Source organism: Candidatus Hamiltonella defensa 5AT (Acyrthosiphon pisum) (assembly GCF_000021705.1).
Lineage (GTDB): Bacteria > Pseudomonadota > Gammaproteobacteria > Enterobacterales > Enterobacteriaceae > Hamiltonella > Hamiltonella defendens.
On sequence record NC_012751.1, the window covers coordinates 1793528 to 1819052 of the forward strand.

General features: G+C 39.0%; 31 protein-coding genes and 1 pseudogene. 13 read left to right on the forward strand and 19 right to left on the reverse strand.

Annotated elements, in window-relative coordinates; genetic code table 11:
• Nucleotides 1-3 precede the first annotated feature (3 nt).
• Entirely contained in the window at nucleotides 4-1278 is a 1275-nt protein-coding gene (locus HDEF_RS08825) for an HlyD family type I secretion periplasmic adaptor subunit (protein ID WP_015874306.1), read from the forward strand.
• Between the two features lie 84 nt (nucleotides 1279-1362).
• On the opposite strand, the gene glmM is transcribed toward HDEF_RS08825, so the two are convergent.
• The 5 genes from glmM to greA form a co-directional block, all read right to left on the reverse strand.
• The gene (glmM, locus tag HDEF_RS08830; RefSeq protein WP_015874307.1) at nucleotides 1363-2706 is read right to left on the reverse strand and encodes a phosphoglucosamine mutase; all 1344 of its coding nucleotides are present in this window, start codon (nucleotides 2704-2706) and stop codon (nucleotides 1363-1365) included.
• Nucleotides 2707-2712: 6 nt separating this feature from the next.
• On the reverse strand, nucleotides 2713-3555 hold the full coding sequence (folP, locus tag HDEF_RS08835) for a dihydropteroate synthase (RefSeq protein ID WP_015874308.1): 843 nt from the start codon (nucleotides 3553-3555) through the stop codon (nucleotides 2713-2715).
• A gap of 236 nt (nucleotides 3556-3791) precedes the next feature.
• The gene (gene ftsH / locus HDEF_RS08840; protein WP_100103563.1) at nucleotides 3792-5726 is read right to left on the reverse strand and encodes an ATP-dependent zinc metalloprotease FtsH; all 1935 of its coding nucleotides are present in this window, start codon (nucleotides 5724-5726) and stop codon (nucleotides 3792-3794) included.
• A gap of 50 nt (nucleotides 5727-5776) precedes the next feature.
• Complete coding sequence (rlmE, locus tag HDEF_RS08845; protein ID WP_015874310.1) at nucleotides 5777-6403, reverse strand: 23S rRNA (uridine(2552)-2'-O)-methyltransferase RlmE; 627 nt, start codon at nucleotides 6401-6403, stop codon at nucleotides 5777-5779.
• A 151-nt stretch (nucleotides 6404-6554) separates the two neighbouring features.
• Nucleotides 6555-7031, reverse strand: a complete 477-nt coding sequence (gene greA / locus HDEF_RS08850) for a transcription elongation factor GreA (RefSeq protein WP_015874311.1) — start codon at nucleotides 7029-7031, stop codon at nucleotides 6555-6557.
• Nucleotides 7032-7446: 415 nt separating this feature from the next.
• On the opposite strand from greA, the gene djlA reads away from it, so the two are divergent.
• The gene (djlA, locus tag HDEF_RS08855; protein WP_015874312.1) at nucleotides 7447-8277 is read left to right on the forward strand and encodes a co-chaperone DjlA; all 831 of its coding nucleotides are present in this window, start codon (nucleotides 7447-7449) and stop codon (nucleotides 8275-8277) included.
• Between the two features lie 15 nt (nucleotides 8278-8292).
• Here djlA and HDEF_RS08860 read toward each other — a convergent pair whose 3' ends face one another.
• The 9 genes and pseudogenes from HDEF_RS08860 to HDEF_RS08885 all read right to left on the reverse strand — a co-directional run.
• The gene (locus HDEF_RS08860) at nucleotides 8293-8784 is read right to left on the reverse strand and encodes a YajQ family cyclic di-GMP-binding protein (protein ID WP_015874313.1); all 492 of its coding nucleotides are present in this window, start codon (nucleotides 8782-8784) and stop codon (nucleotides 8293-8295) included.
• Between the two features lie 332 nt (nucleotides 8785-9116).
• Nucleotides 9117-10523 carry a CyaA/EF/ExoY family adenylyl cyclase toxin gene (locus tag HDEF_RS08865; protein WP_015874314.1) on the reverse strand — a complete coding sequence of 469 codons (1407 nt, stop codon included), beginning with the start codon at nucleotides 10521-10523 and terminating at the stop codon, nucleotides 9117-9119.
• Between the two features lie 429 nt (nucleotides 10524-10952).
• Nucleotides 10953-11645, reverse strand: a complete 693-nt coding sequence (locus HDEF_RS08870) for a hypothetical protein (RefSeq protein WP_148207018.1) — start codon at nucleotides 11643-11645, stop codon at nucleotides 10953-10955.
• A gap of 58 nt (nucleotides 11646-11703) precedes the next feature.
• Nucleotides 11704-12159, reverse strand: coding sequence for a hypothetical protein (locus HDEF_RS08875; RefSeq protein ID WP_234809392.1), 456 nt, complete (start codon nucleotides 12157-12159; stop codon nucleotides 11704-11706).
• 109 nt (nucleotides 12160-12268) lie between these two features.
• Nucleotides 12269-12556: a hypothetical protein gene (locus tag HDEF_RS13930; RefSeq protein ID WP_234809393.1), complete on the reverse strand. Its 288-nt coding sequence runs from the start codon at nucleotides 12554-12556 to the stop codon at nucleotides 12269-12271.
• Between the two features lie 128 nt (nucleotides 12557-12684).
• Complete coding sequence (locus HDEF_RS12625; RefSeq protein ID WP_015874317.1) at nucleotides 12685-13050, reverse strand: hypothetical protein; 366 nt, start codon at nucleotides 13048-13050, stop codon at nucleotides 12685-12687.
• A gap of 171 nt (nucleotides 13051-13221) precedes the next feature.
• Nucleotides 13222-13431, reverse strand: a complete 210-nt coding sequence (locus HDEF_RS13385; RefSeq protein WP_234809394.1) for a hypothetical protein — start codon at nucleotides 13429-13431, stop codon at nucleotides 13222-13224.
• Nucleotides 13432-13572: 141 nt separating this feature from the next.
• On the reverse strand, nucleotides 13573-13758 hold the full coding sequence (locus HDEF_RS13390) for a hypothetical protein (RefSeq protein ID WP_048901574.1): 186 nt from the start codon (nucleotides 13756-13758) through the stop codon (nucleotides 13573-13575).
• 593 nt (nucleotides 13759-14351) lie between these two features.
• Nucleotides 14352-14555, reverse strand: a pseudogene (locus HDEF_RS08885) (helix-turn-helix domain-containing protein); the annotation flags it as partial.
• A gap of 108 nt (nucleotides 14556-14663) precedes the next feature.
• Between HDEF_RS08885 and HDEF_RS08890 the strand changes: the two are divergent.
• The gene (locus HDEF_RS08890; protein WP_015874319.1) at nucleotides 14664-15251 is read left to right on the forward strand and encodes a helix-turn-helix domain-containing protein; all 588 of its coding nucleotides are present in this window, start codon (nucleotides 14664-14666) and stop codon (nucleotides 15249-15251) included.
• 543 nt (nucleotides 15252-15794) lie between these two features.
• Entirely contained in the window at nucleotides 15795-16001 is a 207-nt protein-coding gene (locus tag HDEF_RS08895; RefSeq protein WP_044612384.1) for a hypothetical protein, read from the forward strand.
• A 4-nt stretch (nucleotides 16002-16005) separates the two neighbouring features.
• Here the strand turns inward: HDEF_RS08895 and HDEF_RS08900 are convergent, their stop codons facing one another.
• Complete coding sequence (locus tag HDEF_RS08900; protein WP_015874321.1) at nucleotides 16006-16401, reverse strand: hypothetical protein; 396 nt, start codon at nucleotides 16399-16401, stop codon at nucleotides 16006-16008.
• Nucleotides 16402-16797: 396 nt separating this feature from the next.
• Between HDEF_RS08900 and HDEF_RS08910 the strand changes: the two genes are divergently transcribed.
• The 6 genes from HDEF_RS08910 to HDEF_RS11025 all read left to right on the forward strand — a co-directional run bounded on the left by HDEF_RS08910 (nucleotide 16798) and on the right by HDEF_RS11025 (nucleotide 20331).
• The gene (locus HDEF_RS08910; protein WP_015874323.1) at nucleotides 16798-17481 is read left to right on the forward strand and encodes a hypothetical protein; all 684 of its coding nucleotides are present in this window, start codon (nucleotides 16798-16800) and stop codon (nucleotides 17479-17481) included.
• Nucleotides 17478-18038: a hypothetical protein gene (locus HDEF_RS08915; protein ID WP_015874324.1), complete on the forward strand. Its 561-nt coding sequence runs from the start codon at nucleotides 17478-17480 to the stop codon at nucleotides 18036-18038. The genes HDEF_RS08910 and HDEF_RS08915 overlap by 4 nt, the downstream gene beginning before the upstream one ends.
• 89 nt (nucleotides 18039-18127) lie before the next feature.
• Entirely contained in the window at nucleotides 18128-18562 is a 435-nt protein-coding gene (locus tag HDEF_RS08920) for a YqaJ viral recombinase family protein (protein WP_234809498.1), read from the forward strand.
• A 182-nt stretch (nucleotides 18563-18744) separates the two neighbouring features.
• Nucleotides 18745-19110 (forward strand): transposase, encoded by a 366-nt coding sequence (locus HDEF_RS08925; RefSeq protein ID WP_012737981.1) that lies wholly within the window; start codon nucleotides 18745-18747, stop codon nucleotides 19108-19110.
• A 35-nt stretch (nucleotides 19111-19145) separates the two neighbouring features.
• On the forward strand, nucleotides 19146-19532 hold the full coding sequence (locus HDEF_RS08930; RefSeq protein WP_234809479.1) for a transposase: 387 nt from the start codon (nucleotides 19146-19148) through the stop codon (nucleotides 19530-19532).
• Between the two features lie 109 nt (nucleotides 19533-19641).
• Nucleotides 19642-20331 carry a VOC family protein gene (locus HDEF_RS11025; protein ID WP_048901590.1) on the forward strand — a complete coding sequence of 230 codons (690 nt, stop codon included), beginning with the start codon at nucleotides 19642-19644 and terminating at the stop codon, nucleotides 20329-20331.
• 307 nt (nucleotides 20332-20638) lie between these two features.
• Here HDEF_RS11025 and HDEF_RS13395 read toward each other — a convergent pair whose 3' ends face one another.
• Nucleotides 20639-20875 carry a hypothetical protein gene (locus HDEF_RS13395; protein WP_015874328.1) on the reverse strand — a complete coding sequence of 79 codons (237 nt, stop codon included), beginning with the start codon at nucleotides 20873-20875 and terminating at the stop codon, nucleotides 20639-20641.
• 289 nt (nucleotides 20876-21164) lie between these two features.
• Nucleotides 21165-21371 (reverse strand): hypothetical protein, encoded by a 207-nt coding sequence (locus HDEF_RS08945; RefSeq protein WP_044612386.1) that lies wholly within the window; start codon nucleotides 21369-21371, stop codon nucleotides 21165-21167.
• A 407-nt stretch (nucleotides 21372-21778) separates the two neighbouring features.
• Between HDEF_RS08945 and HDEF_RS08950 the strand changes: the two genes are divergently transcribed.
• Nucleotides 21779-22489: a helix-turn-helix transcriptional regulator gene (locus HDEF_RS08950; RefSeq protein ID WP_015874329.1), complete on the forward strand. Its 711-nt coding sequence runs from the start codon at nucleotides 21779-21781 to the stop codon at nucleotides 22487-22489.
• A 25-nt stretch (nucleotides 22490-22514) separates the two neighbouring features.
• Here the strand turns inward: HDEF_RS08950 and HDEF_RS08955 are convergent, their stop codons facing one another.
• Nucleotides 22515-22739, reverse strand: a complete 225-nt coding sequence (locus tag HDEF_RS08955; RefSeq protein WP_238526170.1) for a DUF378 domain-containing protein — start codon at nucleotides 22737-22739, stop codon at nucleotides 22515-22517.
• 319 nt (nucleotides 22740-23058) lie between these two features.
• Between HDEF_RS08955 and HDEF_RS08960 the strand changes: the two genes are divergently transcribed.
• Nucleotides 23059-23943, forward strand: a complete 885-nt coding sequence (locus HDEF_RS08960; RefSeq protein WP_202820379.1) for an NAD(P)-dependent oxidoreductase — start codon at nucleotides 23059-23061, stop codon at nucleotides 23941-23943.
• 329 nt (nucleotides 23944-24272) lie between these two features.
• On the opposite strand, the gene HDEF_RS08965 is transcribed toward HDEF_RS08960, so the two are convergent.
• Nucleotides 24273-24947: an SDR family NAD(P)-dependent oxidoreductase gene (locus HDEF_RS08965; RefSeq protein ID WP_015874333.1), complete on the reverse strand. Its 675-nt coding sequence runs from the start codon at nucleotides 24945-24947 to the stop codon at nucleotides 24273-24275.
• Nucleotides 24948-25340: 393 nt separating this feature from the next.
• Here HDEF_RS08965 and HDEF_RS12630 point away from each other — a divergent pair, with 393 nt between their 5' ends.
• A complete protein-coding gene (locus HDEF_RS12630; RefSeq protein WP_171770483.1) occupies nucleotides 25341-25499 on the forward strand; it encodes a hypothetical protein in 159 nt (52 codons plus the stop codon).
• Nucleotides 25500-25525: the final 26 nt, after the last annotated feature.

The following is a 25525-nucleotide window of genomic DNA, read 5'->3' on the forward strand; positions in this document are numbered from 1 at the left end:
TAAATGAACAGGAAACAAACTGACACCCTGATGATGATGATGATAATGAGCCTGATCATTATCATCGCCGCTTCTATTATCAAAGTAAATTCGGTGATTCATGGCCAAGGCATGATAACGAACCGTGATAACACTCAATTTATTTCCTTATCAAAAGGCGGCGTGATTGAGAAAATCTATGTTTCAGAAGGGGAAAGCGTTAAAAGGGGCGCTCTCCTTGCTAAAGTGATCAACCTCGATTTAAGAAAGGAATATGAACGATTAAAAGCCCAGAAAGCATTTTTAGTGAAAGACATTGAGGAGCTGACGTCGCTTTTAAATAAGAATGCGGTAGAAGATTTTTCTGCGTGGCAAGACATCAGCTTAATAAAAAATAAAGAGTTGTCAGCGAATATTGAATTAGTGAAAAGTCAAATTCATACGAAAACGCTCAAGCTGGGTTCGCTTGAATCTGAAATTACGGGGATGAAAATGCAACTGAAAGGGAAAAAAGAACAGGTTGCACTTCTGGGTGAAGAGGTGGATATATTGCACCCTTTGGTAAAAAAAGGGATCACGTCGTATACGAATTATCTGAATAAAAAGCAGGCATTTATTAAGTTAAAATCAGAGATGGACGAGACGGAAAATAACATTATTTTAAAAAAAAATGACAGTCATTTAGTGAAAAATGAAATTCGAGCCCTGGATAACGAATTACGGCTGTCATTATCCCGTCAACTGTCAAAAGATCAGCAAGAGCTGAATTTGATGAGCACGCCGTTAAAAATTTTTGAGCAACAAATAGAGGAAGAAAATGTTCGAGCTCCGGTCAATGGGGTGATTTATAAAATTAATAAAAGCGCTTCAACTCAAGGGGGGGTTATCCAGGCGGCAGATCTGTTATTCGAGATCAAACCTTCGGTCAATACCATGCAAGCAGAGATAAAAGTGAATCCTAAATATCGTGATCAACTCTATGTAGGTGAACAGGCGCTGGTGGATATCTTGTCTCTGGTGAAAGCCAAGGGGAAATTTTATCAAGCCAGCATTGAAAAAATCAGCCCGGATTCTTACGAGGAGAACACAAATGGGAGTGTGCAGCGTTATTACAAAGTCATCATTAGTTTTAATGTCAAAAATGAAGACATGGATTGGTTAAAACCTGGTATGGCGGTTGATGCCAGAGTGGTGACAGGAAAACACTCGATTATGTCCTATCTTATTTCACCTTTAACAAAAGGAATCAGTCATGTTTTCTCAGAACCGGTACATTTAACGCAATATAACAAACCTTAAGTTTTTTAGAGAAAACAAGCGCGCTCTTAAAAATCTCGACTCTACAATCAATTAACCCCACACAACACTTTTATCCTGTTCAATTTAGTACAAACTCTTTTTTATTTTCTCAGCCACTTCTTCAGCTAATGTTTTTATGAAATGCTCCTCTTGATCAGCTTCAATCATTACGCGGATCACAGGCTCAGTGCCTGATGTACGTAATAAGATTCGGCCCCTTCCTGCCAAGGTAGATTCCACTTTTTTGACCAAAGAGGCTATTGCATCAGATTGCAAAACATTTTTGTTGCCAGAAAAAGAAAAATTAACCAATACTTGTGGCAATAACTTTATTTCACTACAAAGCTCATGCAAGGTCATTTGATTTTGAATGATCACTTTAAACACTTGCAAAGCCGCTATCATACCGTCTCCTGTGGTGGTTTTATCCAATAAAATGATATGGCCTGAATTTTCAGCTCCAATACGATAACCGTGTTTTTGCATTTTTTCTAAAACGTAGCGATCACCGACCTTGGCTCTGATGAAAGGAATTTTCAATCTTTGAAGAGCAAGTTCTAACCCCATGTTACTCATGAGCGTTCCAACAACACCCCCTTTTAATTGCTGCTGACGACAGGCTTCTTTAGCAATAAGATAAACTATTTGATCACCATCCACTTTGTTACCCAGGTGATCCACCATGATCAGCCGATCACCGTCTCCATCTAGTGCTATTCCTAGATCAGCCTGTTCTGCTAGCACGCTTTTTTGTAACATGCCGATATTGGTGGCACCACATTCTTTGTTAATATTTAACCCATTTGGTTCACAAGCAATAGAAATCACCGTTGCACCTAGCTCTTTAAGCACACTCGGCGCAATGTGATAAGTAGCCCCATTTGAACAATCGACCACTATTTTAAAATTTTTTAAATTGAATTCGCTTGGAAAAGTGCCTTTACAAAATTCAATGTAACGGCCTGCCGCGTCGACAATTCGGCGGGCTTTGCCTAATTGAGCAGATTCAACACAGGTGAGGGGCTTTTCTAGTTGTGCTTCAATGGCTTCTTCCAGGCTATCAGAGAGCTTGCTGCCATTAATATCAAAAAATTTAATCCCATTATCATAGAAAGGATTATGAGAGGCTGAAATGACAATGCCTGCCTCCGCTCGAAAAGTGCGAGTCAAGTAAGCAATGGCAGGTGTGGGCATCGGGCCTGTTAATAGAGCAGAAAACCCCGCGGCGGCTAACCCTGCTTCTAAAGCAGATTCCAACATGTAACCAGAAATACGTGTGTCCTTGCCGATGATAATTTTACGCGAATCTTGACGGGCTAAAATTTTGCCTGCTGCCCAACCTAATTTTAAGAAAAAATCAGGGGTGATCGGCATATCTCCTACCTTTCCCCGAATGCCATCCGTACCAAAATATTTGCGATGATGCATTATTTTTTACTCGTTTTTTATTATTTGAGTTTTCGTTCGATTCACAATATGTAGGGCTTCAACTGTTTCTTTAACATCATGTACCCTAATGATATGTGCTCCTTTCATCGCTGCAATGACGGCACAAGCAATGCTGCCAATCACTTTTTCTTTTGGAAGAATACCAGGCCGTCCGTCAATCATGGATTTTCTTGACATCCCAACCAGCATCGGTAAATGAAAATGCTGAAATTTTTCTAAATTTGCAAGTAATTGATAATTATGAGTTAAACTTTTACCAAAGCCAAAACCTGGGTCGATCAACAATTTATTTTTTGGGATGCCCACCGAAAGACAGCGTTCAATATTCTCTTCAAAAAAAGCATTGACCTCAGATAGCACATCCTCATAACGAGGGGATTGTTGCATATTTTCGGGATGACCTTGCATGTGCATGAGACAAATAGGTAACTCTGTTTCTGCTGCGGCTTCTAAAGCACCTGGCTTTCTGAGTGCAAAAACATCGTTGATCATATGAGCCCCCGCTTTTTTAGCTTCAAGCATCACAGCGGGTTTTGATGTATCTACGGAAAGCAGGGTGTTAAAGCGTTTTGCTAAATATTCTAAAAAAGGTATCACTCTATCAAGCTCTTCTTGCTCAGTGACTGGAATTGCCCCAGGTCGGGTTGACTCTCCTCCTATATCAATGATATCTGCCCCTGCAGATATCATTTTTTCTGCATGTTGTGAGGCTTGTTCAAAACTATAATAAGATCCGCCATCCGAAAATGAATCAGGCGTAATATTTAAAATCCCCATCACTTTTGGGCATAACAGATCCAATCTGTGTTTTCCAATAGAAAAATCCATATTTTTAAACCTTTAAATGAATATGTCATTTGATCGGCAAAAGGGAATAACGACGAAATGCAAAGCTATTTTGGTTAGGTCAGAGCAAAGTGTCATCTCCCACATCGCAAGAGGCTTTGGATGAAAATGATACTCGTCCATTAAAGAACGAGTTTTTACGACAACATGGGATATAAAATATAAGATGAATTGAATGTTTAAGATCATGACATATTTCGTGGAAAAATTTCTTTGTTTTAGCCCACATTAGACCCGTCTGTATTCTTTTTATCTGAAAAGAGAGGGGGATCTGGTTTTTCTTCAGATTTTGAAGAATCGTCATTTTCAGAAGAGGTGTCAATATTATCGTCCCAACCTGCAGGTATACGTACCGTCGTACGATTCATAAGATCGTCAATTTGTGGAGCATCAATGGTTTCATATTTCATCAAAGCATCTTTCATAGAATGCAATATATCCAGATTTGCCATCAATAATTCACGAGCACGATTATAGTTACGTTCAATGAGTGATTTGATTTCTTCGTCAATAATACAGGCCGTTTTATCGGAAATATGCTTACTTTTTCCTACTGAGCGCCCGATGAAGACTTCTCCATCTTCTTCTGAATATAGTAAAGGTCCTAACTTTTCCGAAAAACCCCACTGAGTGACCATGTTCCGTGCAATGGAAGTGGCAACTTTAATGTCATTAGAAGCACCGGTGGATACCTGCTCTGTACCATAGATAATTTCTTCAGCGAGACGGCCACCGTAAAGGGTGGAAATTTGACTTTCCAGTTTCTGACGACTTGCACTGATGGCATCGCCTTCTGGAAGAAAAAATGTCACGCCTAATGCTCTACCCCGAGGAATAATGGTGACTTTATGAACCGGATCATGCTCTGGAACCAAGCGGCCTATGATCGCATGTCCTGCCTCATGATAAGCCGTCGCTTCTTTTTGTTCTTCCGTCATGACCATAGAACGACGCTCAGCACCCATCATAATTTTGTCTTTGGCTTTTTCAAACTCGCTCATACAAACCACACGTTTTTTAAAACGTGCCGCAAATAAGGCCGCTTCATTCACTAAATTGGCTAAGTCCGCGCCAGAAAAACCAGGCGTTCCTCGTGCAATAACAGAGGCATTCACATCAATATCAAGAGGGACACGCCGCATATGAACTTTTAAAATTTGCTCACGTCCACGAACATCTGGTAAACCAACCACCACCTGTCTATCAAAACGACCTGGACGTAACAAAGCGGGATCAAGCACATCGGGTCTATTGGTTGCAGCAATCACGATGACGCCTTCGTTACCTTCGAAGCCATCCATTTCGACTAACATTTGATTTAAGGTTTGTTCACGTTCATCATGCCCACCACCTAAGCCGGCACCACGCTGACGACCCACAGCATCAATTTCATCAATAAAAATGATACAGGGTGAGGCTTTCTTCGCTTTCTCAAACATGTCACGAACACGAGACGCCCCAACACCTACAAACATTTCGACGAAATCAGATCCTGAAATACTGAAAAAAGGAACATTTGCTTCCCCTGCGATGGCTTTTGCCAGCAGAGTTTTACCTGTTCCCGGAGGGCCTACCAACAAAATACCGGTTGGAATTTTTCCGCCCAATTTTTGGAAACGCCCAGGCTCACGTAAGTATTGAACCAATTCGCTGACTTCTTCTTTGGCTTCATCACAACCTGCCACATCTGCAAAAGAGGTCTTAACCTGATCTTCACTCAGCATTCTGGCTTTACTTTTACCAAAAGACATCGCCCCTTTTCCTCCCCCACCCTGCATTTGGCGCATGAAAAATATCCAAACACCAATCAGCAATAACATCGGAAACCAAGAAATAAAAATAGAAGTCAGTAAACTGGTTTCTTCGGGCGGTTGAGCAATGACCTTGACGTTTTTAGTCAGCAAAGTATCTAAAAGTTTAGGATCATTAATCGGGATAAAGGTAATATATTTCGTGTTATCTTTTTTATTAACGTCAATTTCTCGACCATTAATACGGACACCAAGAACCTGATCATGAGTCAGATCAGATATAAAAGTGGAATAATCAACTGTTGGGGATTTTGATTCACCGGGACCAAAACTTTGGAATATTGACATTAAAATAACTGCAATCACTAACCAAAGAACCAAATTTTTTGCCATATCACTCAAGGAATTAACCTCATATTTACAATCTATCAACAAGAAGCGCCAGGTTATGATCATTTTAGACCTGTCGCTACAATGTAAACTTCACGTGATCTTATTCGTGAAGCATCTGGTTTACGTACTTTAACTTTTTTAAAGAGAGAACGCATTTCCCTTAAATATTGTTCAAACCCCTCTCCCTGAAACACTTTGACCAAAAAACTCCCGCCGGGTATGAGTATATCACGAGATATGTCGAAGGCTAACTCGGCGAGATGCATCGATTTTGGTATATCTACTGAGGATATTCCTGTCATATTGGGGGCCATATCAGAGATAACAACATCTATTTTTTTATCTCCAATACAATTTAAAAGGCGTTTTAATATAGATTTCTCTCGAAAATCACCCTGCAAAAACTCTACTCCCAAGATTGAATCCATGGGGAGTAAATCAAGGGCAATCACTTTGCCTTTAAGACCCACTTTATTGACCACATATTGTGACCAGCCTCCAGGTGCAGCGCCTAAATCGAGAACAAACATACCTCTTTTGAAAATTTTATCGGTATTGTCAATTTCATCAAGTTTAAACCAAGCGCGTGATCGTAATTTTTTTTTCTGAGCCTCAATCACATATTTATCATTAAAATGTTCTTGTAACCAGCGGCGGGAACTGGCTGAACGCTTTTTACTGGACATTTTTTCTCTAAACATTCATTTCATTTAAATCGATTATCAGTGCTTCCATGAGTCAAAATAGTAATATAAAAAATATTCATGGACTGTGCTCTATTGGCGCTATTTATCAAAAAGGGGATTTGAGGGTTTTAAAATCGTTAATGCATGCATACTAACAATATTTAACATCAAGAATTTCGTATTCGACCTCACCGCCCGGGGTGTGAATCACCGCAACATCACTGATTTTTTTAGCAATTAAACCTCGCGCGATGGGGGAGTTAACAGAAATAAGATCTTTTTTGAAATTCGCTTCATCATCACCCACAATTTGATAGATTTTTTTTTCTTCTGAATGAGTATTCAATACGGTCACTGTTGCGCCGAAAATAACGATACCTTTGTTGGCTATTTTAGTAACATCAATAATTTGAGCGTGAGATAATTTTGATTCAATTTCCTGAATACGGCCCTCACAAAATCCTTGTTGCTCACGAGCTGCATGGTATTCCGCATTCTCTTTTAAATCACCATGCTCACGAGCCTCTGCGATAGCTGCGATGATCTGAGGGCGAAGGACACTCTTTAGATGCTGAAGTTCTTCGCGTAATTTCTCTGCGCCACGTAGCGTCATAGGGATCTGTGTCATTCATCAATACCTCATATTGTTTTTTTAAAGAGTCATTATTCTAATTTATATGCACTGTAAAACAGACGCGCATTTTATGTTTTGTGCCGCTCACAGTACGATTATATTTAAAAAATCGCCAAAAATTCTGGAGCGATTGAGTTCTTTTATCTATCACTGATTTTAACTCAAAGTTGTTTTAGGATCACCGTTTACTTTTTTGTTTCTATCTTGCTCTATTTGGTACTAATTTGAATTCATGATAGTCTGTAACGCGCTTTAAAAGCCTTATATGCCACATTAAAAAATATTACTGCTTATTTTTTTCCATTAAACGCTATTATTAGGATCACCCCCTTTCTTTAAGTTTATGAGTCATCTTTTTGACTAATACAATAGTGTGTTTTGAATAAGCGAAAAATGAATTGAGGAGCATATGCTGTATTGGGGAAAATGGTTTGGGGCTTTGTTGGGATTTTTATCTGGCCTTGGTTTCTGGGGTGTATTATTAGGTTTTTTTATTGGAAATATTGTAGATCTCAGGTTAAGAACCAGAAATCAACATTTTTTTTCTGATCAAAAAAATCGACAATCTCTATTTTTTTGCACCACTTTCCAAGTCATGGGGCATATCACAAAATCCAAAGGACGCGTCACTGAAACCGATATTCAGCTCGCGACAACATTGATGGATAGAATGCAATTACATGGTGAAGCACGGGCCGCCGCTCAGGCTGCATTTCGTGAAGGCAAAGAAAATGATTTTCCTTTAAGAAAAAAATTACAGCAATTACGGGGCATCTGCTTAGGGCGGGTCGATTTAATTAAAATGTTTTTGGAAATTCAATTTCAAGCCGCTTTTTCTGATGGCATTCTCCACCCTAATGAGCGTCAAGTGCTGTATGTTATTTCCGAGGAGCTGGGCATTTCTCAAAGACAGTTTCATCAATTTCTCAATATGATGGAAAGTGGCAGCCAATTTGGGCACAAAAACTGGTATCAGCATGCAACCTATTCTTCTTCTGGGCGCAGCTCACAAAACGGGCAAGCACCGACATTATCCGATGCCTGTAAAGTGCTTGGTGTGAACGTCAATGACAACAGTGCTACTATTAAACGCGCCTACCGAAAACTGATGAGTGAAAATCATCCTGATAAATTGATAGCAAAAGGGCTACCTCCTGAGATGATGGAAATAGCCAAAGAAAAAACGCAAAAAATTCAAGCTGCCTATAATTTTATTAAACGTGAAAAAGGCTTTAAGTGAAACTTATCACCAGGCCTAATCTCGAAAATTATTAAATTGAAAAGGTTGACCCAGATCTCCAGTGCGAATTAAAGCCATTACCGCTTGCAGATCGTTGCGCGATTTACCTGTCACCCTTACCTGTTCACCCTGAATTTGAGCTTGCACTTTTAATTTACTGTCTTTAATGAGCTTCACTAATTTTTTGGCTTTTAAAGACTCAATCCCTTGTTTCAATTTGGCATCCAGGCTATAGGTTTTTCCACTGTGCAAAATCTCTGCGGAAATATCCAAAGCCCCGCCTTCAATCCCTCTTTTTGCGAGTTTTTCAGAGATGATTTCAAGCATCTGTTTCACTTGAAAATCAGATTCACTGGTCACTTTGATGCTTTTTTGTTTTTCATCAAATTCAAAACGAGCGGTGACATGACGAAAATCCCAACGAGTGGACAGATCACGGGTAGCGTTTTCAACCGCATTACGAACTTCTTGTGTATCAATTTCAGACACAATATCAAAAGAAGGCATGTGATTATTTTCCTGAATTTAGAGTGGCGTTAAAACATCAATGTTATTAAAATGATATGACTATAAAATTCAAATTTCTATTTTTTGTAAAGAATTTAATGGTTTAATATTTCCGGACACTTTAGATAGAGTCGTCAGGTAATGAAAGAAAACAGGTTATCATTGAGGGGATAAAAATGGCATTTGAGAGAATTTAATAATGAACTTAGCCCATCGCCGAGACGATATGGCTAAATAATTTTATTTTGATTAAATTTAAATTATATCAATAATTTTATTGATTATAATCATTTTTAAGTGATTTAGCTCTATATTCTTATTTTATGTTTTCTTTAATTAGATAAAAAAACTTTTTTAGCGGCTGTAAAATATGAAGCAGGTATGTTTGTTACATCTTCTTCCCAAAGTGGATTTAATGGCACATGATAGCCCTCATCTTTTAACAGCTGCACCATATCTTTTAACTCATTTTGGTCTTTTATAACACAGATTTCATCAAACCTCCCCATACTTTTAGGTAGTGCAAATGTAGCAGGGAAATTTGCTGTTGGATCACTTACAGGGTTACCTGTATCGCTGCTATGGTGCACAACCTTCTCACCTCTTGCACCAACCAGACACATATTAATTTCATCGATCATCTCACTCATACGTGGCGTAGCATTACCAATGTCTTTGTCTTCTCTTGCATTGAAGCTATTAAAATCAGGCTTAAGCTTACTAAATAATTTATTGATTGTACTATTGACAGTTTCTTTAATCTTATCCGGATGACGTTTTTTGATTTTTATTGGATTAGTCGAATCTAAATACTTCTCTAGTGAAGAAGTTTCCGTCTTATTTGTTTTTTTATTATTGTAAATCGCCATTCTGTGATCAACAATTGTTCTTGCAACATCCGGCACAGCTAAATTATCCTTAGAACCGAAATCCTCTATTGAAGGGGCAATCATCAAAATATCATAATCAGCTGTCAGTGGTTTTTCATTGTTCCCCACTGAACTCAGTACTTTAACCGGTGCTCCATTGTAATTGACCAAGTATAATTCAGACCCTTCATCGCAAGGATTTAGTGTAAATTCATGCTCTACGTTTTCTGATGTTTTGGCTTTTAATTTAGTAATAGCCCCCGAATCATTTTTTTCTACTTCGTAGACAATGCCTTCTTTTTCAAGTAATTCAATCCGATTTTTTGTTATCTTTAAATCTACTTCCTTAGCATTTTTTTGATCTAAACACTCTTGTACCGCCGTATTAAATTTATTGAGCGTCTTTTGTGGCTGATCTGCCAGCTTACTTAATGCTTGATTGACACAAATAAAAGCTGTTTGTGGCCCCCAGTTTGCGCTTTTCCCTTTTATCTTAAACCCTTTAGTCGGATGACCATCCCTTATCAGATCTGTTGCCATCAAATCAACAGGACGAATAGAGATAATACAATTTTTCTTTTGCGCCAAAATTTGCAATTCTATGAGATGCTCTGGCACAATACCGACCTTTTGTTCTTGGCATAATTTTGTGATTTTATCAATATTCAATTTTTTGCCGTCATCTATGTGAGCTTCATCCTTTAGTGAAACATTCAATTCACTATTTAGTACATTTTTTGACAAATTTTCAGGCGAGTTTGATACAGACATAGGTTTAAGCAGGCTTGAATTTAATTGAATTTTATTAGATTTTAGTGAATTTTTATTATTAATAATATCCAACATATTATTAGTTTTAGCTATTGCCATAATTTTTTACCTTAGATTATTTTGAATTCAGAATATTTTATTCATTTGAATTAAAATAAACGTCAAATAAGGTTTATTTGTGCAATTTTTTGTAATTGGTTTTTATGTTAAAAATAGATAATAAAAGACACTAAAACTGAACAAAATACGATATTTTTAGTGTAATTTAACAATAATTTAATTTTTATTATGACCTGTGATTTTGCTTAAAATAGAGCTCGTATCCTTTCCTTTTGATTGCTTTTTTTATCCTTCATTTTTTGGCTCCCTGCCAGCATAACAAGCTAGCTAGGGTTTTCCGAATATTTCAAGTGTTGGAAAGGCTTCTATAGTGGAGTCTCTATGTAGTTCATGACCTGGCAGCCGAATTGACATAACCTGATTTCCAGGCCAGTTCAAACAGAAATTGCCGTGAAAACTAGTTTTAAATCAATTTTTTATAGATTTAGGGGCTGATTTATTATTATTAGGAAAACTTCCTGTACTAATAAACGTTGTCTGACCAGAATCATGGTTTTGAAGCTCGAAATTATCGAACGAATCGCGAGGTAAGGCTGACTTAATTGAGCCAGAGGAATTTTCTATATGTATTCCAACACCAAGAGTGCTTGTATGCAAACCCACAAGCGTTGCTGATGTACGGTCCTGTGTTTGAGTTTCAGGCACTCTAGACCCAAAAGTGGGAGGGGCGTCATTTTTATAAAAAACGGTCTTTGTCTGTCCCATAGACACATCAAGACTCAAAGTGGCATTATCATTCGTATCGTTGTTTTTATGAGGTATTTTAACATCTAGTTCAAGATGAAGATTATCATCTTCTCCCTTAGTCACCTTAGCCTGCCGCAATAAATTCCTAATCTCATCATTAGATGACAATGGCTTTATACTGCTGTTTTGTTCTAATGAAGCTTCTAAGTGATTTCCGTGAGCGCCATTTAATAGGCTGTTTTTGCCAGGTTCATCCTGTGAACTTGACGAATTTCTGTTAGAATCTTTTAACTCTGGGTGACTTTTGTCCCTGTTATTTGATTTCTGCTCATCTTCTGAGCGCTTTTTAGAAGCCTGCTCTAAGGCTAACTTATCTTTATGAGACTGATGCTCATTTTGAATGGCATTGTGCACCATTCTTGACTCAATTGTTTTGCTTCCTGCTCCCGTTTTTCATGATATTTCGTGCTCTCTATTTTTTTTCTTGTTGCGTCTGAAAATCTTGCTGAATTTTCGTTTCCTGAGATTGTAGCCTTCTTATGTGATTATCTTGAGAAAACGCCAGAAGGTTTTGTTGAGATTCAATCTCTCGTTCGATTTGCCTTTTCTTCATTTCTGTATCATGTTTTTGTTCTGCCTTTCTTTGAGCATCTAATATCTTCTGAGATGCTTTATCCCGTGTTTTAACTTCTCCCAAAGTTTGTATTGCTTCCTGTATTTTATTTTTCAAACCAATAACCATATTTTCAACTTGAGAAGACTCGGCACCCTGAGATATTTCTGATGGAAGTTTCAGTATTTTCGCTTTATCGCCCATAGCCAAACTAGATTTGTCCCAAAAATACCGACACTGTTTGACAACAGCTGGTTCAGAAAAAATACGTTTGAATTCTTCAGGGGCAACAGTGTCGAGCATTTTTTTTGTCATTTCCAAAAAATCACCAATATCTTTGGTTTTGACTAACTGATCTAAAATAAAAGGACGTATATCTTTAGCATTAGCACCAAGTGCTGATTTTTGCTCTGAAAAAATTTGATTAGGAGGGGCTATTCTGAAAAGAGGTAAAAGTACTCTCTGTATTGTTATGTGAGAATGAGGCAGAATAAGCTGTCGTGGCACTTTCGCTTTTTTTTTGTAACATATAAGTCCTATTCCATCTGTCTTGGACAAGCTTTTGGTATTCAGGACTCTTTAACTTTTTTTCTAACTCATTTTCTTTTGGGAAAATTGCTCCAGCTTTGGCAATAGAACGCTTAATTTTTACTACGCCTTTTTTATCAATAACTTGAGTTTCGTTAAAAAATTGAGATTCTTTTTTATACAAGTTGCTAAAAGTATAATAGGAATCCATAATAGATTTTAAGGAAGTTTTTAATTTTTTTCAGGATCACCATAGATTATTACCGTTCTATTTAACGTATTTGCAATCTCCTGAGCGATACTGTCTTTCATTTAACACGCTATAAGGTGTAGTGGTTTCTTATCTGTTTCAATTTCCTTCATCAAATTGGGGTACTCATTTCTCATAAACTCAAAAAAATCGTTAACATTAAGAGGTATCCCTTTTTCTTCTATAGAGAATAGAGCATTTAAATGATGAATCAGAAGAGCTGGTTCACCTGTATTTTGCAAATTATTGATATATCCTGTTTCCTGTACCCAAATTTTTTCGGAAGTATTCTTATGGTTCGTTTGCTTAATCTTAAAAACGTCACATCGTCTGTAATCTACCTTTTTAATTTTTTCAAGATCACAATTCAAGTTCGTAGAATGAGAAGATGATAGAGCCTCGTTTTCTTGTCGCTTAGAAGAAAACATTCTATTAGTATTAGTCTCTTTAGGAGAATTTAAAACTACTTTATTGGGCTTAGAGCTGGATTCTTCGTTTATTGGATAAATCTCAACATTCGTTTTAGTTGTTTTCGGAAGAGTGATAATAAAAGGGTGACCATCGCCGGGCCTTAGATGTGATGACGTATCAGGATAGACTTAACAGCCTTGATCGATTAGTGTTTTTAGAGGGCATACTACCCAAGAATGGGCGTTTGTGTGTGCATATCTCTTTTGCAAGTTTAAAGGATTTGAGCGCTCTTCATTAAAAGCCTGTTTTGTCATAATCATTACATTTAAAGCATATCTAGCTTCCTCTTTTGCAATTAAACAAGCAGATTTCTCAGTTCCTCTAAAAATGCCTTTCAAAAAAGGCTTTCGATGATAACAGTCTGACACTTTTGCCTGAACTTCCTGATGCCCTTGAATTTGTTTTTTTTCAAAATCAGTATAAATGTCATCCTGTACTCTGACAGCTACAAAATTTTCATAATCATGAATTCCATGATCTTAAAGAACCTGAGCTGTGACATAACTTTCATCGCACTGATCTGCATCACGTTTTTTTAACAGTATTATTTTTTTATCTGTTGTATTGCTGACTTTATATGGAAGGACATCACAATTAGCCCGATCTTTTTTTAATAAATTGCATGAATCAGATTTGTTAAATAAAAAATTTATAATTTTTAACATTATAATTCCCTAGTAAATTTATAGTATGTTACTGCTGCTACTAGCTCTGAGTTTTTTAAGTTCAATAAGATGCTGAGTCGCTTTAATGAACAATTTGGCTTAGTACAAAGTAATTGAGCTTGTGTTTTATTTTCAAATACAACGGGTATGAGATACCCCGTCAGAATAATACAACGCATTGAGCAAATTCACCGTTGTGTAATGTTGTCTCCCTTGAGTTAGAGATAAATATCAAAAACTGTTGATTTTTTATTTCACCAGAATAAAGGCCATAAAAACATCAGGTGATAACCCGAATAGCTGTCTTAAAGAGTTAAGATAGGGGGAGGGAGAGTTTAAATATGGGCATTGAGCTTTGACTGAGCGTTTGAAGGGCACTCAACTTCATCGATATCAAAAAACCGTGAGCCCTTATGTTCATAGAGGCGGTTATTAAATTTCGGCTCATTCATCCCTAAATAAGCGGCGGCCACCGATTTGCCTCCTTGAATGTGTTTCAGCATTTGGTTAATTAATTCCCGTTTTTCCATCATCATCAATGTGTCCTTTGGGTTACTTTTTGCTCTGCATTGTGAAAAAATCATGTTAATAAATAGATATTTTTCAAAATCTTTATTCAATTCATGGGGCTTGATTTCTCCACCACTGGATTCAACAATCGACTTCAGATAACGAAAAGTTATTCCTCCACCATGAAGCCATCGCCATACTGTGGGTTGTTTGACTCCACATAAATCTGCGAGTTTTTTTTGACCGCGTACAATTTTTATTGCTTTTTTAATAGCCTTATTCATCAGGATTATCGTAATAGTATTGAACGGTGACTAACAATAATAATTAGTATTGATATATGCAATAGCAAAACAAATTTGACGAGTAATACTCTTGGCTATGAATTATCTTTCATGAAAAGTACACTTGCCCAGTGTCTGAATTTTGCCATGCAATCCAGAAACTTCAGTCAGGGTACCCTCGCCAAGGCATCAAGAGTTTCTCAGTCTACTATTTTTAAATTAACTAAAGGCACCTCAAAAGGTTCTAAAAAAATTGTAGACATTGCTCATGCGTTAAAAGTGAATCCTGATTGGCTTGCGCGGGGTGTAGGGGAAATGGAAGGAGAAAGTATTTCCTCTTTTATTTCTCCTTCTGATTCATCTAACGAAGTACGTGTTTGGAATAAAGAAGGGGAAACAGAAAATATCGTGAACCTTCCTGAAGGAAAGTCGGTTTCTACCTGGCGTGCTTATATTCTTGATCGTAATAGTGGTTGCAAAGAAGCTCCGGTTGGTTCCATAGTAATTGTGGATACGGCGGTTAAGCCAAGAGCAAGCGACCTGGTGGTCGCTATGATTTCGGATATGATTTCCGTTTATCGATTTTTACCCAGTAACGGGCCTGGATTATTATCTGTTGATGACAAAAAAGTTCCTTTGTTTGATTTGTCTGAATCGGTGAACTTATTGGGGTTGCTGTTTTTCTTTTTCGTGATTTAAGACGATAGTCCTTAATCTTCTGTGCAGGAATGGTGTATTCGTTATAAACACCTTCTTTGACCCTACGCCAAACACAAATCATGTTGCGCTCCTAAAATTGAAAATAAAGAGTCATTATTTTCTCCATTGCATCACGTTAGTTTTGATTTGAAATTTTTGATTTTAAAAAATCAACATCATAAAAATTAATAGTTTTATTAGGCCATTTATAAAACTTCATGTTTTATAAAAAATCATTACAAATACTTTATAGCTTTTAGTATTACGCTTTAGCAAATCCTATTTGCTATTATTTTTAAACCAAAAACAACACTGCGAAACAGACAGGGAAAATCTACGGAGTCTCTGTCCGACGATTATGAAGTCCGGAATGCTTCGTAGAAAGCTTGACCCCGCAAGGCGAACGCTCTTTAAAAACTCAACGGTATGCCGAGAAGGTGTACACCCTCACTCAGTGAATTTCGGGATGAGATGACGACCATATGGCAACATTAGTGAAGACCCCCTCATCACCCAAACTCATTGACAGGAGAATGCGTATGAATGCAAAAAAAAGATGCAAACTCAGACGGACCCGTCCGGCGTCGAGAAGAAAGGCAGAGATTGGAAGCACAGTGGAGGGAAGAGCGAAAAAGGGGGCCTGTTTTAAGCGTACCTAAAGTGCTTTTACATCGCCCCACACGCGAATACAGCTCAGATAACCGAATGCTCTACAGGGTGTGGTTGTTTCGGGCGAAAAGTCATCGTTAAAGACTTAACGAAGATACTTCAACATCAGGCCGATAGACACCACTAAAAAGCCTATCATTCCGCCCATTTTGATCGTTAAACTTAAACCCAGTTTCTCTAGTTTGTTATCCATATCTTTACGGATATCGGCAAACTGAACATCGACTTTCTCAAACCGGGTATCCATATCTTTACGAATATCAGCAAATTGAGCATCGACTTTCTCAAATCGGGTATCCATATCTTTACGGACATCGGCGATATCACGCTTTACGTCCGCAATATCGGCCTTGGTGGCCACATCAGCCACTTCATGAGACCTACGCACAATGAGCGATATTGCCCGCGCATGTTCTCTCGACATACCGACCGTTTCCAGATCTTCTGTTGCCTGTAATGTATCAAACGCCACCTGAGCCATAGGGGAACCTCCTTTATTAAGACCAGTGTAACCCATCTACGGCTCAATCTGCAAAATTTAACATTTCGTTTCATTTTCCCCCTTTCATCAGGCGGGCTTCTCTCGCCTTTTATTTACAGGAGCATCCTATGAAAAAACATCAACATCGGCCTGGACAGAAGAAAAAGCCCCCTTATCACCCCTTGATTGCCTGGTTTCTTCACTTATTGCATATCCTAAAACAAAAGGGGACACCATGAAATTTTGCATTTTAGGCCCCTTTCTGTTGATTGATTTGGCGGAACAACGGCACTGTTTCCCCAACACCGAATCAGGCTATCGGGAGATGGCGCGGGCTTTTTGTGACAGCAAAAGCATTGACTTCACCTCACCCTCATCCTCTCACAGGAGACCCTCATGGGCACGGTCAGCTTGATTTTAGGAGAATCCGGGACTGGGAAAACAGCCAGTCTGCGACACCTCAATCCCAAAACCTGTTTATTGATTCAGTCTATTCAAAAACCGCTGCCCTTTCCGGCGAAAGCCTGGAGACCCTGGGAGGTCAAAGACCCTCACAGCAGTATTTATGTCAGTGACCTCTGGCAGCCGGTGAAGATGGCGTTGGCCAGAGCCTATTCCTACGGAAAACGCATCGCCGTCGTCGATGATTTTCAATACATCATGGCCAACGAGTTTATGCGGCGGGGAGAGGAAAAATCGTACGAGAAATTCACCGAGATTGCGCATCATACCTGGGACATCCTTCACCACACGATACATCACACGCCCCCTGACCTGCGCGTGTATTTTTTATCTCACACGGAAGAAACGGGTTCCGGCAAAATCAAGATGAAAACTGTGGGGAAATTACTGGATGAAAAAATCACGCTCGAGGGGATGTTCACCACCGTGCTGCGGACCTGTGTCAAAGACGGTCGATACCTTTTGAGTACCCAGAATAACGGCTGTGATACCGTCAAATCCCCCATGGGTCTGTTTGACCGCGCAGAGATTGACAACGACTTGTCCTTCGTCGATGCCGCTTTATGTGATTATTACCAGCTCACCCCTTCCCAACACACCACAGGAGCTCTTGCATGACCTTGAATCCCTTTATTTACAATCCCCAACAGGCGTTAGCGGCGGGCCAAAGCGGTTTTATCACCGACTCAGGGTCGTATGTGGTGACGATAACAGACGCCCGGTTCCGTGTGCAGCCCAGCGGGGCTAAATCGATAGAACTGTCGATTGAAACGGAGGAGGGGCGTAAAGCGCAATATCTTCATTTGTACCATGAAAAAAAAGACGGGACGGCCAATCCTTATGGCCTTCATCTCATTCATGCCCTGATGGGATGTATGGGGATGAGGCAACTCCATCCTCCCACGCATCCAGGCGGCCCGGTGTCTGAGTTCATCGGCAAAAAAGTGGGCCTGATGTTGCAGAAAACCCTGAAAACCAGGGCAGATGGCAAAGAGACCTACCGCCTGGAAATTGTCCTGCCCTTTTTCGCCCAGACCCGTCAAACCCTCAGGGAAAAACTCGACGGGCAAACGGCTCGTGATGTCGATAACCGATTGGCGTCCCTGAAAGACAAAGATGAGAGAACCTTACTCCCCCTCCATACGCCTTCTTTTAACGACGCCATCCCTTTTTAACCACGGAGGTAGAGATGATGCAACAAAGAACCCCTGACTGGTTCCAGGCGCGATGTGGCAAAGTCACGGCCAGCCGGTTAGGAGACTTGATGGCCAAAACCAGAGCGGGGGTTGCCGCCTCGCGGGCACGATATCAGGCCGAGCTGATTTGCGAACGTCTGACCGGGCAACGGGAAGAGGGGTTTGTCACGGCGGCCATGAGAAGAGGCACGGAGTTAGAGCCTGAGGCCCGAGACCTGTACCGCCTGTATTCCGGGAACGAAGTGAAAGAAGTGGGACTGATACCCCATCCGACCCTCCCTGATTTTGCCGCCAGTCCGGACGGGCTGGTCAATCCAGAGGGATTGCTGGAAATCAAATGCCCGAATGCTTGGGCACACCTGGAACTCCTTGACCCTCGCTTCCCGCCTGAGCTCGCCTACTTTCAAGTCCGAGTTCATGTTGACCCCGTGTTGAACGAAGAAATTGAACAGGCCGTGCCCGCATTTCTCAATGAAATAGAGAAAGAAATTGAGTGTATATGACTACTTTAATATTTCGCAATACCGCTCTAAAAACCCTCTCTCACAAGGACCAAATCTGGTTGACGTCTGCCGAGCTTGCTAACGCTTAACAGTACTTCAGTTCTACATCTGTCAGTAACCTTTATGGCACTGTTAACAAAGTTAATGTTAAGATATTCTCTGTTTTTTAGGGGGATAAAGAAATGAAAAACAGGCACTATCCGCTCAAAGAGTGTGATTTTATAAAAATAATCGAACCTCATATTATAAAATATGATAAACGTCCAGGTAGACCTGCAAGCATCAGTCATTATCAGTTTTTTTCAGCTGTTTTGTACGTATTGAGAACGGGTATCCCTTGGCGTGATGTACCTGATTTATACGGTCATTGGCATACGATTTATATGCGCTTTAAAAGATGGAGTGAAAATGGCTTGTTCTGGAACTTGCTTTATCGTTTACAACAAAAAAAGAAAATCAAAATGGACTGTACATGGGTAGACAGTACGACGGTCGCCATCCACCGACACGGCTCAGGAAGCCTTAAAAAAAGGGACCTCAATCGATAGGGCGCGGCCGAAAAGGCGTGAGCACTCAAATTCACGTGGGTCTTTCAGGCCGCTTTCTCCGGAGTGCCTGTCTATCTGAAGGACAGCGCTCCGATATGAAAGCCTTTACTGAGCTGTGGATAAAGGGAAATGGGAGGAAGGTGAGCTACATCATCGCTGATAAGGGAGTTGACTTTTTTGATGTCAGAAAATTAATCCGGGATAGTGGAAAGAGCCCTGTGATACCCCGACGAAAAGGGGCTGTTTGCACCGGCATTCAACCTAATGATAAAGAAAAATACAAAACACGCTCTGCGATTGAACGTTTCTTCTTCAGCATAAAAGAACAAAAAAGACTCGCTTTACGCTTTGATAAACTCGATATCACCTTCTTTTCTTTCTTCGCTATCGCTTGTCTTAAGGTCTTTAATTTACTTTGTTAACACTGCCATAGCTTGCGAGGTGTGACACCCATACCATCTAAGTTCTATCAACGAGATCATTATTATGTTTAGATATGTTGCTTTTACATCATTGATTGTTAATGATTTTATGCGCGCTGAAAAATTTTATACCAATTTAGGCTTAATCAGAGAAGCAAATGGATATAGATATCACTTACCGGAAGGGGGTTGTATATTAATGTCTAACAAGACACAAGAATTGCCTGAAAATGTTTTAGGTAGTTTAGCAATAGAAGTAGATAACCTTAAAGCAACGTTGCACGAACTTCAAAAAAAAGAGATTAAATGTATTTCTAGCATAGAAACCCCGGCATTTTATTTAGCTTTAATTAAAGATTCTGAAGACAATGATATTGTATTACATGAGTCAAAAACCATAAAAAAAGAGGTCATTACTTTCAATAAAGCAGGTCAATTAAAAAAAATAGCATATACCTCCTATCGTGTTAAAAATTTTGCGCGGGCGCGCGAATTTTATAGAAAACTCGGTTTTATAGAATACGCAGTTCATGAAGAATATGGCTATGCTGAATATAATTTTCCAGAGGGAGGATGTTTAGCTATTTCAACGAATCCTGTAATGACAGCTAATTACCCACATAGCACCGTTGTTTTTGAAGTTCAAAATTTAGATAAACTCATATCAAAATTCACTCATACTCAAGTTGTTAAATCCGTTTTTGATATGCACGTTTGTAGGATGTTTGTTATTAAAGACAGTGAAGGAAATGCAATTGCTTTGCACCAATTGAAAAATCCAAAGCATGATAATAAATAAACTAAAAACCATTTTTTAAAGTTATTTGAGTGGCTCAAAAACCTCTTTTTATATAGGTCGTAGCTATCCCATGTCAACGTCTGGGTTATAAAAACCGATTCCAATAAAATTGTCCCTATCTTTATACTTCTAATAAAGTAAAGGCTTTTTATACTACTATAAATTTTCACCTATTTATTTAGAAGCGAGCTATCTGCCAACCTCATTTCTGTAGTAAGTTATACTTAATTAACTTGAAAATGCAGAATTTAGGATCTGAAAATGTTCGTTCATTCGAACTGTTAAATTTGCAGCAATCGTAGGTAAATCATTTTCTGTTCCTGTTGTGCTTGTAATATCGATACCATCCATCAGAATGTAGCCAACAAAGTGGCCTATGATAATCATCAAAACATTTCATTTGTAATAAAATCGATTTTTGCGCGAGGCTCTGATAACCCGCCATTTTTTGTTTTACCTTGTCATCCAATAAATGTAGCAAGGTTTTTTTTTGATTCGCCAGAGAAACCCCTTCTAATTGATGTTGCTTATCATCATATTTCACTTTATTTAAAGCATGATTGATAGAAGTATTTTTGTCTAAAAGGTCACTATCACATTAGTTAATTCTCTTTCTTTTATATCAGAAAACTCTTTTTCAGTATTTCCGTAGACAAACGTATCCTCATTTATAGCACATAGCATCTTGAATCAAAAAAGAAAAAGCCTATGTTCCGTTTTTTCTGGGTGTCACAAACGCTTTAAAGTTTCCTGATAAACAGGATGCGTCATTTGCTTGAGTGGATAAAAAGCCATCTCTTTTTTTACTGCTGATTCAGTGTGAGTTAAGTTCATCATTCATAATGGTGATGCGTTAACTCATGGACTTTTTCGAGAACTTGAGTTTTCCTGGTTCGACAAAAAAAGCCTTTAATGGTTTCCCATATGCCCATATCGGACGTGTTTTTTTTTAACAGATTTTTAATTGGGTGTTCAATATTTTTCTCGTGAAGCGCTTTCTGGTATAAGCCATTATTTTGACCTTGAATAGACAGTGACATGATATTTCTCCTTAACGCAGTGCTTGAAGGGGGACTTGTTTTTTAACTATAGCAAAAAAAGAGTAAAAAATACTTATTTATGATTTTTGATTAAAGAATTCATCCAATGAATCCTTCTTTTTTAATTTAAGCGTGGCATGGAAAGGATGACTGTTGCAGAACAACTCGAAGCTAAAGGGATCAGGCATTCAGAAAGGTAAAGCAAGAAGGCATTAATGAAGGTTTGCAGCAAGGCCTGGAACAAGGCCGAGAAAGAAGAGTCCCCCAGAGAAACCGCTAAACCGCTAAACCGCTAAACCCCTTCTTGCTGATGGGGTAGAGTCTGCTAATATTAAAGTTCATACAGTTCTATCAGATGAAGAACCCGGTACGATAACCCCATCAAATTCTTGGCTGGAGAAAAGAGAATGAACGAACATCAAAACCCTGAATCAAAAAAATTAACGAGGGATTTTCTTGGAAAAATATCGATGGTAGCCATGATGGAGCATTCAAAGATGCCTTGGGGGATAAGAGATAATCAATCTAGAATGGTTTATATTAATCAAGCGTCGATGGATTTTTTAAATATTCCGCGGGGTTTTGATTTTGAAGGTCGCTCAGACGAAGAATTCCCTTGCCCCTGGTCTGAATTGGCAGATGAGTTTAGGGCGCATGACAGGAAAGCAGAAGCTAATGAGGGTGCAGAGGTCATTTGCACATCATATTATGGTCGAGAGGCCAAACTTGAACCCTATTATGCCCCGAAATTTCCAATATATGATGATGAAGGACGGGTTTTAGGGACTTTTTTTTATGCTAAAAAGTTCAGTTTCATCTCTATCAATGATTTTTTTAGTCATTTAAAGCCCTCCGTTCTTACATTGGATCCTCCTGTCGATATTTTTACAGAAAAAGAACTGGATATCATATTTTACGCTTTTCAAAAGCTTTCCCTCAAAGACATCGCGACAAAATTGTGCTTATCTCATAGAACTGTCGAGAACAGATTACAAGGAATTTATGACAAAATTAAAGTCAATTCACTGGAGGGGTTGATAGAATACTGCCACGCAACCGGACTCGATCGGCATGTTCCGAAAAAGTGGCTAAGAGAGGGGGTGGAATTTTTTTGGTAAAATCCTCATTGGAAAAACGTTTATTTTAGTGATTTTTTGACAACTCCTGTATCTTCGGCAACAGGGTAAAACAATAGAGCGCACATATGCCGACAATGACATAAATGATGCGTGAAAACACAGATTCGTGCCCAAAGAGAGCCGCAACAATATCAAAACGAAATAATCCCACCAGAAGCCAGTTAATGCCCCCTATAATCAGTAAAATTAATGGCGTTGTTTTTAATGCTTTCATAAAAAAATTGTCCATCGTATCAATCCTCACTGTAGATAAAAGTGTCATGCTGGCTTTTTGATGCGCTATGAAATAGAGACATAAATCATCGATACTTAACCATTAAAAAACACCAATTTCAACTTTCAACGAGTAAAAAATGTTAAATTCAAACGACAATACACACTCTACGCTTAATTTCACTTAATAAAAAATATTATGTCACTTTTATTTCAAATAAGAGTTTTTAACCCTGAACGGGTTGCGGATTTTTTAAATAGCCGAATTTGTCATTTAAGCCCATGACAGCAATGATGTGCATGAAAATGACCCATGTGAGTCAAAATCCAAATGGATGACTCAATCAATTAAGAGTTTAATCAATAGATTCGTTACACTCTGGATTCAAGCAACAAAGATGGGACTCTATGATGAAAAACGATCAACCGTTAAAACAATGTGGATGATAATATTCAGTGCACAAAACCATGATCGACAATTTTTTGATAAAATTAACCGGCAGCAGTTTACAACACAGGGCTTCATGCTGATTTATTGCAAAGCCTCTTTAACAAAAACGTCAGTCAATTTAGCTCAGGGAAGCGACGCTGCCTGCATTTTCGTCAATGATCAACTGGATGGATCGATATTAAAGCAACTGTCGGAATCAGGTGTTCGTGCAGTCTTACTCCGCTGTGCGGGTTTCGATAATATCGATTTACAGGCGGCTAAAAAATTGGGCCTGTTTGTCGCCCGTGTCCCAGAATATTCACCGGGATCTGTGGCAGAGCACACAATCGCCCTCATCATGACATTGACGAGGCATATCCATCGTACTGACCGTCGCGTGCGTGAAGGCAATTTCGCCCTTGACGGTTTGCTGGGTAAAACGGTGCAGGGTAAAACCGTGGGCATTATCGGTACTGGAAAAATTGGTCTGATGACGGCGCGTATTCTAAAAGGTTTTGGCTGCCATCTGCTGGGGTATGATCCTGCCCCAACTTCTGCATTCCGAGAGACAGGTCATTATGTCGAACTTGATACGCTGCTCAGTCAAGCCGACATTGTTTCCTTGCACTGTCCGTTAATAAAGTCTACACATCATCTCATCAACGAAAAAACACTCGCTCATATGAAACGAGGCGCGATGCTGCTGAACACATCCCGGGGGAGAGATAGTCGATACCTCTGCTATCATCACGGCTTTGAAATCACAGCAGCGCGGGGGATTGGCTATTGATGTCCATGAACGAGAAGCCCCTTTATTCTTCCGGGATCATTCGTCGGAAATCATCGATGATGATGTGTTTCAGTGTTTCAAATTAATCCTGTTTTAAGATTTAAAAAAAGAGAATTTAAAATAAATAACTCCCTTTTTTTACTGAAAAAATAGTTTGAACGAGCTCATTGATCCCAAAAGTAAAAAAGAAGTTATTTTTATCTGACTTTAAAGAACCGAGCAGTTTTTATATAAAATATTATCATGCCATTATTGAGCCATAAAACTGCCGAAAATTCATCACGACAGCCGACCCGATGAGTCACCTAACACCGCCCCAGAGATAATCACTAAAACTCGATACGTTCACCCTGCCAATCAAATAAATCCCCGCTCATGGCGGGCGTCGTTTTTTGAATCTGAATCAATAAGTCACCGGCGGCTTTTTCAGGTGAAAATAATTTTTCAGGGTTAACCTTCTTTTTAAAGGGTTCGCTTAAGGGTGTCTCAACGGTACCAGGATGATAGCCACAAATGGCGGTTTTAGGAAAACGCCAAGACCATTCAATACTGATATTTTTAATGAACATATTGAGCGCGCACTTGCTGGCGCGATAGCTATACCAACCCCCCAAGTGATTATCTGAAAGGCTGGACACTCGCGCAGAGAGGATGATAAAAATGAATTCATTGTGTTTGCTGAGTTTTTTTGACAGGCACTGAGCCATCCAGATGACCGGCAACGCATTCACACGCAAGCTTTCATAAAACCAGTCGGCTTTAAAAGCCGCCAGGGATTTTTCAGGGGTATGCTCAGCATCATGGAGCATGCCAATGGTATTGACGATAACCGAAGGTAACTGATTGACTGAATCAAAAAACCGCTCCACTTCTTCTTTTTGCGTCATATCATAATCAGGTTGTGAAATCAGCTTAACCCCCATCTTCGCTTGTCGACCTTTTTTGGCCAGAGCAGAGCCCATTTTACCCGCGCCAATCACCCACATGCCTTGTTCAAAATTCATAGTCACACTCTCATAGTGAAATCATTCAAAGATGATGATATTGAATAATAAATAAATCATTGATTTTAATCATATTTAATCTGTAGTCACAAGTAAAAGGGTTCACTCTAGACTATTTTTATGAGTTCTGTAGTGTTTTCATATATCATAACTATGATTTAAAAAAAATGATTCAAAATGCGAATGAAAAAGATATAATTCTTGGGCAAATTAAATGGGGATAGGCTTTTTTTGCCATTGAGGGTGTGGGACATGATAGTGAAAGAGATGGATAAAATTTTTGAGCATTTTATCTGCCTTTATTGCTGCGATCATACCGAGTGCCTGTGATGCTTTTTTGATGGAGACCCAACGAATGATAAGGATTGAGAAAACTTTAGGAGACCTCAAAAAATGTTCATATTGACCTTCCTGGGTGTGGTGTTAATTGCCAAGGCCACTTATTGCCTAAACTGGACTCATTACAAAAAAACTGGATTTCTGGTTTGGACGATCCCTATCAGGATTGACCCCATGCCCTCTGATTCGGTGATGAATTTCTTAAACCCATGAGGCTCTGCCTCAGTGGAGGATTAAAA

What these genes read in the sequence shown, in the direction of transcription:
- HDEF_RS08950 (WP_015874329.1), top strand. Translation starts at nt 21,779, where the DNA reads ATGAACGAACATCAAAACCCTGAATCAAAAAAATTAACGAGGGATTTT.
- HDEF_RS11025 (WP_048901590.1), top strand. Translation starts at nt 19,642, where the DNA reads ATGCGCGCTGAAAAATTTTATACCAATTTAGGCTTAATCAGAGAAGCA.
- HDEF_RS08890 (WP_015874319.1), top strand. Translation starts at nt 14,664, where the DNA reads ATGAAAAGTACACTTGCCCAGTGTCTGAATTTTGCCATGCAATCCAGA.
- HDEF_RS08920 (WP_234809498.1), top strand. Translation starts at nt 18,128, where the DNA reads ATGGCCAAAACCAGAGCGGGGGTTGCCGCCTCGCGGGCACGATATCAG.
- HDEF_RS08915 (WP_015874324.1), top strand. Translation starts at nt 17,478, where the DNA reads ATGACCTTGAATCCCTTTATTTACAATCCCCAACAGGCGTTAGCGGCG.
- HDEF_RS08875 (WP_234809392.1), bottom strand. Translation starts at nt 12,159, where the DNA reads ATGACAAAAAAAATGCTCGACACTGTTGCCCCTGAAGAATTCAAACGT.
- HDEF_RS08900 (WP_015874321.1), bottom strand. Translation starts at nt 16,401, where the DNA reads ATGGCTCAGGTGGCGTTTGATACATTACAGGCAACAGAAGATCTGGAA.
- HDEF_RS08910 (WP_015874323.1), top strand. Translation starts at nt 16,798, where the DNA reads ATGGGCACGGTCAGCTTGATTTTAGGAGAATCCGGGACTGGGAAAACA.
- HDEF_RS08945 (WP_044612386.1), bottom strand. Translation starts at nt 21,371, where the DNA reads ATGTCACTGTCTATTCAAGGTCAAAATAATGGCTTATACCAGAAAGCG.
- HDEF_RS08960 (WP_202820379.1), top strand. Translation starts at nt 23,059, where the DNA reads ATGACTCAATCAATTAAGAGTTTAATCAATAGATTCGTTACACTCTGG.
- HDEF_RS08965 (WP_015874333.1), bottom strand. Translation starts at nt 24,947, where the DNA reads ATGAATTTTGAACAAGGCATGTGGGTGATTGGCGCGGGTAAAATGGGC.
- folP (WP_015874308.1), bottom strand. Translation starts at nt 3,555, where the DNA reads ATGGATTTTTCTATTGGAAAACACAGATTGGATCTGTTATGCCCAAAA.
- HDEF_RS08865 (WP_015874314.1), bottom strand. Translation starts at nt 10,523, where the DNA reads ATGGCAATAGCTAAAACTAATAATATGTTGGATATTATTAATAATAAA.
- HDEF_RS12630 (WP_171770483.1), top strand. Translation starts at nt 25,341, where the DNA reads ATGTTCATATTGACCTTCCTGGGTGTGGTGTTAATTGCCAAGGCCACT.
- HDEF_RS13390 (WP_048901574.1), bottom strand. Translation starts at nt 13,758, where the DNA reads ATGTTAAAAATTATAAATTTTTTATTTAACAAATCTGATTCATGCAAT.
- HDEF_RS08825 (WP_015874306.1), top strand. Translation starts at nt 4, where the DNA reads ATGAACAGGAAACAAACTGACACCCTGATGATGATGATGATAATGAGC.
- HDEF_RS08955 (WP_238526170.1), bottom strand. Translation starts at nt 22,739, where the DNA reads ATGGACAATTTTTTTATGAAAGCATTAAAAACAACGCCATTAATTTTA.
- rlmE (WP_015874310.1), bottom strand. Translation starts at nt 6,403, where the DNA reads ATGTCCAGTAAAAAGCGTTCAGCCAGTTCCCGCCGCTGGTTACAAGAA.
- HDEF_RS08925 (WP_012737981.1), top strand. Translation starts at nt 18,745, where the DNA reads ATGAAAAACAGGCACTATCCGCTCAAAGAGTGTGATTTTATAAAAATA.
- HDEF_RS08895 (WP_044612384.1), top strand. Translation starts at nt 15,795, where the DNA reads ATGCAAAAAAAAGATGCAAACTCAGACGGACCCGTCCGGCGTCGAGAA.
- djlA (WP_015874312.1), top strand. Translation starts at nt 7,447, where the DNA reads ATGCTGTATTGGGGAAAATGGTTTGGGGCTTTGTTGGGATTTTTATCT.
- HDEF_RS12625 (WP_015874317.1), bottom strand. Translation starts at nt 13,050, where the DNA reads ATGTTTTCTTCTAAGCGACAAGAAAACGAGGCTCTATCATCTTCTCAT.
- greA (WP_015874311.1), bottom strand. Translation starts at nt 7,031, where the DNA reads ATGACACAGATCCCTATGACGCTACGTGGCGCAGAGAAATTACGCGAA.
- glmM (WP_015874307.1), bottom strand. Translation starts at nt 2,706, where the DNA reads ATGCATCATCGCAAATATTTTGGTACGGATGGCATTCGGGGAAAGGTA.
- HDEF_RS08860 (WP_015874313.1), bottom strand. Translation starts at nt 8,784, where the DNA reads ATGCCTTCTTTTGATATTGTGTCTGAAATTGATACACAAGAAGTTCGT.